At 71.2% G+C, this 11,871-nt stretch carries 9 protein-coding genes; 7 read left to right on the forward strand and 2 right to left on the reverse strand.

Translation table 11 applies throughout. The annotated features are described in order from the left end of the window. Window positions 1-152: 152 nt before the first annotated feature. On the forward strand, window positions 153-878 hold the full coding sequence (locus ACW14X_RS01190; protein WP_457164414.1) for a peptidylprolyl isomerase: 726 nt from the start codon (window positions 153-155) through the stop codon (window positions 876-878). Window positions 879-997: 119 nt separating this feature from the next. On the opposite strand, the gene soxR is transcribed toward ACW14X_RS01190, so the two are convergent. After that, window positions 998-1,471: a redox-sensitive transcriptional activator SoxR gene (gene soxR / locus ACW14X_RS01195; protein WP_350713968.1), complete on the reverse strand. Its 474-nt coding sequence runs from the start codon at window positions 1,469-1,471 to the stop codon at window positions 998-1,000. A gap of 61 nt (window positions 1,472-1,532) precedes the next feature. Here soxR and ACW14X_RS01200 point away from each other — a divergent pair, with 61 nt between their 5' ends. Next, a complete protein-coding gene (locus ACW14X_RS01200) occupies window positions 1,533-2,231 on the forward strand; it encodes an SDR family NAD(P)-dependent oxidoreductase (RefSeq protein WP_457164415.1) in 699 nt (232 codons plus the stop codon). Then, the gene (locus ACW14X_RS01205) at window positions 2,228-3,289 is read left to right on the forward strand and encodes an S-adenosylmethionine:tRNA ribosyltransferase-isomerase (RefSeq protein WP_457164416.1); all 1,062 of its coding nucleotides are present in this window, start codon (window positions 2,228-2,230) and stop codon (window positions 3,287-3,289) included. Before ACW14X_RS01200 ends, ACW14X_RS01205 begins: the two co-directional genes overlap by 4 nt. A 99-nt stretch (window positions 3,290-3,388) precedes the next feature. Here the strand turns inward: ACW14X_RS01205 and ACW14X_RS01210 are convergent, their stop codons facing one another. Beyond that, window positions 3,389-3,826: an OsmC family protein gene (locus ACW14X_RS01210; RefSeq protein ID WP_160023632.1), complete on the reverse strand. Its 438-nt coding sequence runs from the start codon at window positions 3,824-3,826 to the stop codon at window positions 3,389-3,391. A 37-nt stretch (window positions 3,827-3,863) separates the two neighbouring features. Here ACW14X_RS01210 and pepN point away from each other — a divergent pair, with 37 nt between their 5' ends. From pepN to ACW14X_RS01230, 4 genes are all read left to right on the forward strand, one after another. Further along, the gene (gene pepN / locus ACW14X_RS01215) at window positions 3,864-6,314 is read left to right on the forward strand and encodes an aminopeptidase N (RefSeq protein ID WP_457164417.1); all 2,451 of its coding nucleotides are present in this window, start codon (window positions 3,864-3,866) and stop codon (window positions 6,312-6,314) included. Window positions 6,315-6,375: 61 nt separating this feature from the next. Beyond that, window positions 6,376-7,575 carry an exonuclease SbcCD subunit D gene (locus ACW14X_RS01220; protein ID WP_457164418.1) on the forward strand — a complete coding sequence of 400 codons (1,200 nt, stop codon included), beginning with the start codon at window positions 6,376-6,378 and terminating at the stop codon, window positions 7,573-7,575. Further along, entirely contained in the window at window positions 7,575-10,496 is a 2,922-nt protein-coding gene (locus ACW14X_RS01225) for an AAA family ATPase (RefSeq protein ID WP_457164419.1), read from the forward strand. The genes ACW14X_RS01220 and ACW14X_RS01225 overlap by 1 nt, the downstream gene beginning before the upstream one ends. 123 nt (window positions 10,497-10,619) lie before the next feature. Then, entirely contained in the window at window positions 10,620-11,843 is a 1,224-nt protein-coding gene (locus ACW14X_RS01230) for a hypothetical protein (RefSeq protein ID WP_457164420.1), read from the forward strand. Window positions 11,844-11,871: the final 28 nt, after the last annotated feature.

An 11,871-nucleotide genomic window follows, 5' to 3' on the forward strand; every position in this document is an offset into this window, starting at 1 on the left:
GGCTTTTGGGTGCAACGGGGCTGGTGCACTATCGCGGCCGACGACCAAGGTGTGCGATAGTGCGCAGCCCCAACGCTGACCGAAGAAGCTGGCGGCATCGCCATGCGGGGTCCGTCGAGGGAACCTTCAGGCTGCTCCCCTAGCATCTGGGCATGCCTTCTCGTGCGCTCCCGGCCGTTGCCGCCGCTGTCCTGCTCCTGACGCTCTCCGCCTGTGGTTCCGACGACGGGTCCGCTTCCGACCCCGCCGCGGAGAGCAAGGGCCCGAAGTCGAGCGAGTCCAGCGACTGGAAGTCGATCGTGAAGCCCGGTTCGACGGACTGCGACTACGTCGAGGACCCGATGGGCGCCTCCAAGGAGGTGGACCAGCCGGAGAAGACCGCGCAGTACACCGGCAAGGTCGCCGCCACCATCAACACCTCCGTCGGCCCGCTCGCGATCACCCTCGACGCCGACAAGGCGCCCTGCACGGTCAACTCGTTCCTCTCGCTGGCCTCGCAGGACTACTACGACGGCACCAGCTGCCACCGCCTCGGCGCCAACCCCGGCTTCGAGCTGCTGCAGTGCGGCGACCCGACCGGTCAGGGCACCGGCGGCCCGGGCTACACGATCCCCGACGAGTTCAAGGACAGCGACACCTTCCCCGCCGGCACCCTCGCGATGGCCAACACCGGCCAGCCCAACTCCGGCGGAAGTCAGTTCTTCATGGTCTTCGGCGACACCCAGCTCCCGCCCGCCTACACCGTCTTCGGCACCCTCGACGAGGCCGCCATCAAGACCCTCCAGGAGGTCGGCGAGGCCGGCGTGGGCGAGGCCGGCCCCGACGGCACCGGCGCTCCCAAGACGCCTGTCGAGTTCGAGACGATCACCGTAGGCTGATCACCCTCGCGCCGAATCCGCACGTATGGCGCGCCGCATCGGTAGTTGTGGGCGACGAAACTCCGGTTTCGTCGCCCACAACTGCGTTCTCGGCACGCAGCTTCTACCGATTCGGCTGGTCAGGCGCGGCGGCGGGGCGGGTCGCGGCGGAGAACCTTGGGGAGGTACGCGGCGCCGGCACTCTGGGCCGCGGCGGCGTCGTTGGGGTTGGAGATGCCGCAGCGCTGCAGGGAGAGGCAGCCGCAGCCGATGCAGGAGTCGAGGTTGTCACGGAGACGCTCGAGGGCGTGGATCTGCTCCTCGAGGCGACGGCGCCAGTGCCTGGACATGCGTGCCCAGTCGGCCTTCGTGGGGGTTCGGTCCCCCGGCAGGCAGTCGAGCTCGGCCTTGATCTCGTCCAGCGAGAGCCCGACGTTGGCGGCGGCCCGGATGAAGGCGAGCCGCCGCAGGACGCTGCGCTCGAACGTACGCTGTCCCCCGGCCGATCGTTCGGCCCGGATCAGGCCCTGGCTCTCGTAGTAGCGCACCGCGGAGGCGGCATAGCCGCTGCGCCGGGTCACCTCGCCCATCGTGAGCAGGTCGTGGGTGTTCATCTCACTCTTTTCTGTCACAGCCCTTGATCTCAAGTTCACTTTAGGTTGAATCCTAGGGGGCATGAACAGATCAGACAACGAAGTAGCCGTCATCACCGGCGGCTCCGCGGGGCTGGGACTCGCCCTCGCGACCTCCCTCATCGGCAAGGGCTGGAGCATCGTCACCGACGCCCGGAACGCCGACCGCCTCCATGCCGCTCTGCCGGACAGCCCTCGGGTGACGACGCTGAGCGGCGACGTACGAGATCTCGACCATCAGGACGCGATCGCCGCCGCGGTCGCCCGGCACGGACGCCTCGACCTGCTCGTGCACAACGCCAGCGAGCTCGGCCCCATGCTTCCGCTGGCCGAGGTCCCGGAGAGCCTCTTCTCGCGCGTGCTCGAGACCAATCTGCTCGCCCCTCTCACGCTGACGCAGCGGCTCCTCCCCTATCTGATCGCCTCGCGCGGCACCCTCGTGGGCATCTCGAGCGACGCGGCGGTGGAGCACTACCCGACCTGGGGAACGTACGCAGCGAGCAAGGCGGCGCTCGACCATCTGATCCTCACCCTCGGCGAGGAGAACGGCATCCGCTCGTACGCCGTCGACCCCGGCGACATGCGCACCGCGATGCACCAGGCCGCCTTCCCCGGTGAGGACATCTCCGACCGACCGCTGCCGGAATCGGTCGTTCCGCACCTGCTCGCGCTGCTCTCCGGCGACCAGCCGTCCGGGCGCTACCGCGCCACCGAACTCGCATCTGTAGGAGCAACCCGATGACCATGCTCGCCGAACGACCGACCACCACGTTCCCCTTTCCTGAGGAGACCACCGCCCCCGCCCCTGCGGAGTGGCGCGGCATCGAACGCGACGGGGTGCGCCTGCTGGTGGCGTCGCCGGGCGGCGTACGACATTCCCGGTTCCGCAACCTTGCCGATCACCTCTCCCCCGGCGACCTGGTCGTGGTCAACGACTCGGTGACCGAGGCGCGCCAGCTCGACGCCGACATGATCGGGCGCGGCCGGGTCGTACTCCACCTCGCCCAGCGTCTCGACACCGGCTGGGCCGTTGAGATCCGCTCCGCCCCGGACGCCTCCCGGTCGGTGCTGGACGCCGCCGAGGGCGACGTGATCGTGACCGCCGGTCTCCGGGTCACCCTGCGCGAGCCCTACCCCGACGGCCGCGCCTCCTCCCCCACCGGCGAGGGCAACCGGCTGTGGCGCGCCCGCGTCACCGGCGACGTGAGCGCCGAGCTCGAGCGGGCGGGCCGCCCGATCGCGTACGGCTATCTCGACCGACGCTACCCGCTCTCCGCCTACCAGACCGTCTTCGGGCACCGCCCCGGAAGCGCGGAGATGCCCTCGGCAGCGCGACCGTTCACCCACCCGCTGGTCACCGAGCTGGTCACTCGCGGCATCCAGATCGCGCCCATCACGCTGCACACCGGCGTCTCCTCCCAGGAGGCCGGCGAGGCCCCTGGGGCGGAGTGGTTCGAGGTCTCCGAGACCACGGCACGGCTGGTGGAGCAGACCAGGTACGCCGGCGGCCGCGTCGTCGCGGCCGGCACCACCGTCACCCGAGCCCTCGAGTCGGCGGTCATCCCCGCGACGGGCGCGGTCAAGGCGGCGAGCGGCTGGACCGACCGGGTGATCACACCGGCCAACCCGCCGTACGTCGTCAACGGGCTCATCACCGGCTGGCACGACCCACAGGCCAGCCACCTGCTGCTGGTCGAGGCCGTCGCCGGCCCCGAGCTCACCCAGGCGGCCTACGACGCCGCCGTCGCCGAGGGCTACCTGTGGCACGAGTTCGGCGACTCCGCGCTGCTGCTCCCCTGAGACGCCGAGGCGTCACGTACGTCGGCCGAAGCGTCAACCCCGTCGGCCGAGAGGGCACCTCGGTGCCATCTCGGCCGACGGGAGTGACGTCTCGGCGGGTTAGGAGAGGGCGCCCTCGCCGTAGGTCACCGGGGTGCCGACGGCGACGGTGCGGCCGACGGTGCACAGGCGGGTCTCGGACTTCTTGATCGCGTCCGGGAGGACCTTGCGGGCGGCGTCGCCGGCCTCGCCCTCGGGGAAGGTGATGTCGAAGGTGACCGACAGGTCGACGAGACGGTTGCCCTGCTCGTCGCGGATCTTGGTGCCCGCGGCGAGCGCCTCGAAGGTCTCCATCGGGGACCGCTTGCCGGTGATGAAGTCGACGTCCAGGGCGCTGCAGCCGGCCAGGGCAGCGAGGAGCAGCTCGACCGGGGTGAAGTCGGGGTCGTCGCCGTGGCCGATCACCACGGTGCCGCCGCGCGCGTTGGTCGCACGGAAGCGGTGCTCGCCGATCTTCTCCAGAGATACCGAGCGCTGGTCTGCCGCATCAGAAGTCATGGGGTAAGAGTGCCATCTGCCCGTTAGCCTGTGCGACGTGAGCACCCAGAGCCTGCCCCTGCGCCGAGACGAGGCCACCGCCCGTGCCGGTCTGCTGAAGATCGAGGACTACGACGTACGTCTCGACCTGGCCTCCCACGAGGAGACCTTCCACTCGGTGACGACGATCCGGTTCACATCGAAGGGCGGGCCGACATTCGTCGACCTGAAGCCGGTCTCGGTCGCGCGGATCACTCTCAACGGCGGCGCTGTCGACCCGGCGACGCTCGCCAAGGGTCGCCTTCCGATCACCACGCAGGAGGGCCCGAACGAGCTCGTCGTCGAGGCCACCATGCCGTTCCGCAATGACGGCGAGGGGCTCCACCGCAGCGTCGACCCGGCCGATGGACGTGCCTACGTCTACGGGATGTGCTTCATGGACGCCGCCCCGACGATCTTCGCCTGCTTCGACCAGCCCGACCTGAAGGCGCCCTACACCTTCCATGTGACCGCGCCGCGCGACTGGACGGTGATCGGCAACGCGCCGGGCACCCAGACCGAGCCCGGGACCTGGGAGTTCGAGCGGAGCCAGCCGCTCTCGACGTACTTCGTCACGCTCGTCGCGGGCCCGTGGCACATGATCCACGACGAGCACGACGGGATCCCGCTGTCGCTGAGCTCGCGGCAGAGCATCGCCGCCGACCTCGACAAGGACGCCGAGGAGCTCTTCACCATCACCAAGCAGTGCTTCGACGAGTTCCACCGGCTCTTCGGCATCCGCTACCCGTTCGGCAACTACCACCAGGCGTTCGTGCCGGAGTTCAACGCCGGCGCGATGGAGAACCCGGGCTGCGTGACCTTCCGGGACCCGCTCGTCTTCACCTCCCGCGTGACCCGCGGCATGCGGATCCAGCGGGCCACCACGGTCGCCCACGAGATGGCTCACCAGTGGTTCGGCGACCTGGTCACGCCGCAGTGGTGGGACGACCTGTGGCTCAACGAGTCCTTCGCCGAATACATGGGCAACCGGGTGACCGCCGAGGTGACGGAGTACGCCGATGCCTGGGCCGACATGTCCTACGCCCGCCGCCAGTGGGGCCTGACCGCTGACCAGCGCGGATCGACGCACTCGGTCGCCGGCAACGGTGCCGAGGACGCCGTCTCCGCGCTGCAGAACTTCGACGGGATCTCCTACTCCAAGGGCTCCGCGATCCTGCGCCAGCTCGCCGCGTCCCTGGGCGACGGCGTCTTCTTCGCGGGCGCGATCGACCACTTCAACCGGCACCGGTTCGGCAACGCGACGATGCACGACCTGTTCGGCTCCTGGGATGCCGCCGCGGCCGAGGCGGGGGTCGAGTTCGACCTCGACACCTTCACCTCACAGTGGCTGCTCAAGGCCGGCCCGGACACGCTCTCGTGGGACCCGGCCAAGATGGTCGTCAACCGCACCGCTCCGTCGCTGCACCCCGCCGATCGCTCCCACACCTTCCGCGCGGCGATCCTCAACGGCACCCGGTGGACCACCGAGGAGATCACGGTGAGCGGTGACCAGACGCCGCTCCAGGTCGCCGCCAACGCGGTCGTGCTCGACCCCTACGACGACACCTGGGCCGCGGCGATCCCCGACTGGGAGACGGTGCAGGCGCTCAAGGCGGCCCTCCCGGAGATCACCGACGACGGTCTGCGGGCGGGTGTGTGGAACAACCTGCGCAGCGCCTGGTTCAACGCCGCGGTCGACCCGGCCGACGTCATCGACATCGCCGAGGCGTCGCTGCCGGTCGAGGACGTCGAGGACACCCCGCGGCGCACCATGCCGTGGCTCTTCGGCTCGGTGGTGCCGCTGGCGCCCGCCGGGGCGCGCGAGCGGCTCCACGAGGCGGCCCTCCGCAAGCTCGCCGAGGTCGCTCCCGGCTCCGAGCTGCAGCTGTCGTCCTACCGCGCGGCGATCCGCTCGGCGTCCTCCGAGTCGCTGCTGCGGGAATGGCTCACCACTCCCCCGGCCGGGATCGAGACCGACCTCGACCTGCGCTGGCGCATCCTCGCCAAGCTCGCCGAGCAGGGCTTCGCCTCTCGTGAGGAGCTGCACGCCGCCTATGACACCGAGCCCGCCAACGAGGCCCGCATCCATCTCAACGGCGCCCTGGTCAGCATCCCCGACGCGGAGGCGAAGGCGTACGGCTGGTCGGTGTTCACCGGCGAGACCGACCTGCCCAACTACGACATCCTGGCCGCCGGAAGGGCATTCTGGACCGGGCCGGCCGATCTCACCGCGGGCTACGTCGATCGCTACTTCGCCGAGCTTCCCGCCACCGCCGAGAAGCGGTCGGGCTGGAGCCTGGCCGAGGCCGCCGAGGCGTTCTTCCCGAGCGGCTCGGTGACCGAGGAGACCCTCGCTGCCGCGCGGGCGGTCATCGAGCTGGATCTCGACCCGGGCGTACGCCGCCGAGTGTCCGACGCGGCCGACAACCTGCAGCGGCAGCTGGCGATCAAGGTGACCTATCCCGCGTAGCCGAGGCTCCGGCGGTGAGTCGGGGGCAAGACTGTCCGTGCTCACCGATAGTTTTCGTTTCATGCGGATCCTGCACACCTCCGACTGGCACCTGGGCCGGTCCTTCCACCGGGAGGGCATGCTCGGGCACCAGGCGGCGTACGTCGACCATCTCCTCTCCGTGGTGGAGCAGGGATCGGTCGACGTGGTGTGCGTATCCGGCGACGTCTACGACCGGGCGCTTCCGCAGGTCGATGCGGTGCGGCTGGCCTCGGAGGCGCTCTCCCGGCTCGCGGCCTCGCGGGCGAAGGTCGTCATCACCAGCGGCAACCACGACTCTGCGCAGCGACTCGGCTTCGGCTCCGAGCTGATCGACGCCGCCGGCATCTTCATCCGCACCGACCTGGCCGGGGTCGGCCGCCCGGTGATGCTTCCCGACGAGCACGGCGAGGTGGCCTTCTACGGTCTCCCCTACCTCGACCCCGACGCCGCCAGGGCGTCGTGGGGGCTGGAGTCGCGCTCCCACCAGGCGGCGCTCGGCGAGGCGATGAAGCGGGTCCGCGCCGACCTCGACCAGCGGGGTGGTCGCAGTGTGGTGATGGCCCACGCGTTCGTCACCGGCGCGGAGCCCTCCGACTCCGAACGCGACATCTCCGTCGGCGGCGTCTCGATGGTGCCCGCCAGCCTCTTCGAGGACATCTCCTACGCCGCCCTCGGCCACCTCCACGGCCGCCACACGATCACCGACACGGTGCGCTACAGCGGCTCCCCGCTGGCCTACTCGTTCTCCGAGGCCAACCACCTCAAGGGGTCCTGGCTCATCGATCTCGACGAGTCCGGTTTCGTCGCCAGCGAGTTCGTGGAGGCGCCGGTCCCGCGCAAGCTGGCCAGGCTGCGCGGCACGCTCGAGGAGCTCCTGAGCGACCCCCGCCACGAGGTCCACGAGCAGTCGTGGCTGCAGGTCACCCTGACCGACCGGATCCGCCCGGCCCAGGCCATGGAGCGGCTGCGGAGACGGTTCCCGCACACCCTCGTGCTGGGCTTCGAGTCGACCGCGCCGGTCCTGGGTGCGCTCTCGCAGCCCGACCCGTCCCGGCCGCGGCGCGACATCGACCTGGTCACCGAGTTCGTGGCCGAGCTCCGCGGCGAGCCGGCGGCCAAGGCCGAGCTGGCGCTGCTGCAGACCGCCGTGGACGCCTGCTGTGAGGATCCCGAGGTCGACTCGCTCGACTCGCGCTCCGGCGTCGCCGAGGAAGAGGAGTGGCTCGAGGTGCTCTTCTGATGCGCCTTCACCACCTGGAGGTCGCCGCGTTCGGCCCGTTCACGGGCACGGTGAGCGTCGACTTCGACCAGCTCTCCGAGGCGGGGCTCTTCCTGCTCTCCGGCGCCACCGGCGCCGGGAAGACCAGCGTCCTGGACGCGGTCTGCTTCGCGCTCTACGGCGACGTCCCCGGTGACCGTTCGGTCGCCAAGCGGCTGCGCAGCGACCGGGCCCCGGCCGAGGTCGCCACGCGGGTCGTCCTGGAGGCGACGCTCGCCCAGCGACGCTTCCGGATCACCCGCTCCCCCTCCTGGGAGCGGCCCAAGCGGCGTGGGGCCGGCACGACGACCCAGCAGGCCTCCGTCGTGCTCATGGAGCAGGTCGGCGAGGAGTGGCGCACCCTCACCACCCGCCTCGACGAGGCCGGCCACCTGGTCTCGGACCTCCTCGGCATGACGCTGACCCAGTTCGTGCAGGTCGCGATGCTCCCCCAGGGCCGCTTCCAGGCCTTCCTCCGCTCCAGCGCCGAGGAGCGCAAACGGCTGCTCGAGCGCCTCTTCCGCACCGAGCGTTTCGCCGATGTCGAGCGCTGGCTGCGGGAGCGCCGCGTCGAGCTCCGGCGGCGCTCCGAGGAGCTCAACGCCGGCGTCGCCGAGGTGGTGAGCCGGATCAGCGAGACCGCGGCCGTCACCCTCCCCGACGACTGGGACGTCCACGACCTCGGCCTCCCCGCCGGCGACGGCGCGATCGCCACCTGGGCCCGTGCGCTGGCCGAGGAGGCCACCGAGTCACAGGCCGTCACCTCCGGCGCCGCCATGGAGGCCCTGGCGGCGGAGTCGGAGACCCTCGCCGCGCTCGACGCCGCCCGGGCGATGGCCGAGAAGCAGCGCGGCCTCCGGGCAGCCGCCGCCGCCGAGAGCCGTCTCGTCGCCGCGGCCGAGGAGCAGGAGGAGCGCGTACGCCGCGTCGAGGCCGCCCAACGGGCCGAGGCGGTGGCCGGGGTCAGCGAGCTCGCCGACCAGGCGCGGCGCGAGCACGCCCGAGCGACCTCGCTCGCCCCGAGCGACCTGACCCTGACCGACGCCAAGGCGGCGGTGGACCGGATCTCGGCCCGTCTCGCCCAGGCCCGTGCCCTGGTGCCGGTCCAGCAGCGCCTGAGCGAGGTCACCCGCGAGCTCGCGGCCACCGGCACCCAGCAGGACCGGCTCCTCACCCAGACCCGCGAGCAGGCCCGGCTCGCCGAGGAGCTGCCGCAGCAGGCCGAGGCCCTCACCGCGGACCTGGCGGCGGCCACCGAGGCTGCCGCGGCGATCCCGGTGCTGCGTGCTCAGGTCGCCGCGGTCACCGAGGTCGGCCGACTGACCAGGGAGCTCGTTGACGCCCGCTCCCGGCACGAGGCGGCCAGGACGGCCGCCATGGAGGCGCGCACCCGCTATCTCGACGTACGCCAGGCCCGGCTGGACGGCATCGCGGCCGAGCTCGCCGGGGCGCTCGCGGTCGGCGCGGACTGCCCGGTGTGCGGCTCGCACGAGCACCCCCACAAGGCCTCCCCCGCCGACGGCGCCCCCGACGCGGCTGCCGAGAAGGCCGCCCAGTCGACCTACGACAACGCCAGCGCCGAGGAGCACGCCCGCAGCCAGCACGTGCGCGACCTCACCACCCGTCTGCAGCTCGCCCAGGAGGCTGCCGGGGAGACCGACGAGCCGGCCGCGTCGATGGCCGAGCGCCTGGCCGGTCTGGAGCGCACCGCTGCCCGCGAGCCGAGCCTGCGCGCCGAGCTCACCGCCGTCGAGGAGGCCCGGGCCCGCTCGGCGACGCTCCGCGCCGAGCTCGAGACCCGCGCCGCCGAGCTCGAGACCACCATCCGTCATCTCACCGAGGAACGCGAGCGTCTCGAGGAGCAGCTGACCGACGTCCGCGGGGACCACACAGATCTCGACGCCCTCCTCACCGCGCTCGAACGCGACCACCGCGCGGCGACCACGAGCCTCGAGCGCCTGGAGGCCGCCACCCGCACCGCCGAGGCGCTCGCCGGGGCCGAGCGCACCCTTACCGCCACCGCGGTCCGGGCCGGCTTCGACACCCCCGAGAATGCCCTCGCCGCGGCGCTACCACCGGAGCGGGTCGCGGCGCTGAACAGCCAGATCAAGACGTACGCCGACAGCCTGGCGGCCGCCCGGGCGACCCTCGACTCCCCCGGCGCCGCCGAGATCCTGGCCACCGAGGAGCCGGACCTGCCGGCGCTCGCCACCGCCCATCGCACGGCCGCCGACGCCGCTGATGCGGCCCGCTCGGCGGCCGACACCGCCGCCAACCGGGCCGCCCGCCTCGACTCCCTGCAGCGCGACCTGACCGGCGCGCTCTCGGCCTGGGCTCCCGTACGCGACGACCTCGAGGTCGCCGCCCGGATCGCCTCCTTCGCCGAGGGCAAGAGCAGCGACAACCAGCTCCAGATGAGCCTGTCGGCCTACGTCGTCGCCTACCGCCTCACCCAGGTCGTCGCCGCCGCCAACGAGCGGCTGGCGAAGATGAGCGACCAGCGCTACGCCCTGGAGCACTCCGCGGCCAAGGGCGCCGGCGACCGCCGCGGCGGCCTGGCCCTGATGGTCCGCGACGACTGGTCCGGCGAGTCGCGGGACCCGGCCACCCTGTCGGGCGGCGAGACCTTCGTGGTCTCCCTCGCGCTGGCCCTGGGCCTTGCCGACGTGATCATGAACGAGGCCGGCGGCCAGATGCTCGACACCCTCTTCGTCGACGAGGGCTTCGGCTCCCTCGACGCCGACACCCTCGATGACGTACTCGACGTCCTCGACACCCTCCGCGAGGGCGGCCGCATCATCGGCGTGGTCAGCCACGTCACCGAGATGCGCGAGCGCATCCCCACCCAGCTGGCCGTGGCCAAGGGCCGCGACGGCTCCACCCTCCACGTCGTCGGCGTCTGAGCGAAGAATTTACCCTCGGGACGAGAGTTATTACCCGCCAGTAGTTCCCCGGGAGTGACGTACGTCACTAGCCTGAGGCGGCTCCGCACCGCGGAAGCCGTCCCAGACCACCCGGAGGTTTCCGTGCCACGTCTCAGCACCCGTGTCGCCCAGGTCGCCGCGACCCTTCTCCTACCAGCGTCGCTGCTCTCCGCGACGACGTTGATGGCCTCACCCGCCCACGCCGACGGCCCCGGAAGCGGCACACCGTGGATCGTCACCGTGGGTGACAGCTACGTCTCCGGCGAGGCGGGCCGCTGGGCCGGCAACAGCAACTCCGGCGAGTCGCTCGTCGATGCGGGTGGCAGCGCGACCTACTTCGACAACGCCGGCCACACCGCTGAGACGATCAACCGCTGCCACCGCAGCACGGCGGCCGAGGCGTACGTCGGCGGTGGCGTGAACGGGCTCAACCTGGCCTGCTCGGGCGCGAAGGTCGCCACGACCACGACCAGCGAGGGCTACTTCAAGCCCGGCATCGACTTCTACTCCAGCGGCAGCAACCAGGGCCAGGCCCTCATGCTGCAGAGCTTCGCGGCGAGCCACAACGTCAAGGCCGTGACGATCGGCATCGGCGGCAACGACTTCAACTTCGCCGCGATCGTCACCCAGTGCGTGCAGAACTTCCTGCTCTCGCCGTCCTGGAGCAAGGACTATTGCAAGGACGACGCCGTCGTCACCAACGCCATGGCAGCCGGCAACGTCGCCGCGGTACGCGCCAGGATCGCCACCGCGTTCCAGAACGTACGCACCGCCATGCGAAACGCGGGCTACGCGGACGGCGCCTGGACCCTGATCGTCCAGAACGTGCCCTCGCCGCTCGCGACCTCCTCGGTCTACCGCTACAGCGAGTCCGGCTACACCCGTCAGAACACCGGCGGCTGCGGCTTCTGGAACGCGGATGCCGACTACGCGTACAACACGATCCTGCCGACGATCAACAACGCGATCTCGGGTGCGGCGAGCGACTCCGGGCTGACCAACATCAAGAAGATCGACGTCACCGGCGCCTTCGCGGGCCGTCGGCTGTGCGAGAACACCGTGGGTCTTCTCGAGGAGAAGGGGCTGTCGAGCTGGCGGGCCTCTGGTGCGGTCGACCGCACCGAGTGGGTCAACCAGATCCGCACCGTCTCCACCGCGAGCGGCAACTACTACATCCAGGAGAGCCTGCACCCCAACTACTGGGGACAGCTCGCCCTGCGCAACTGCCTACGCCAGGCCTACAACGGCGGCGCGCCGAGGTCCGGCACGTGCACCCACGGCACCGGGCTCAACGCCAACGGCGAGCCGATCATGACCCTGAGCTGACCAAGACCTCGCCGAGTCGGCGCGTCAC

It is taken from the genome of Nocardioides sp. YJ-D4 (assembly GCF_054031495.1).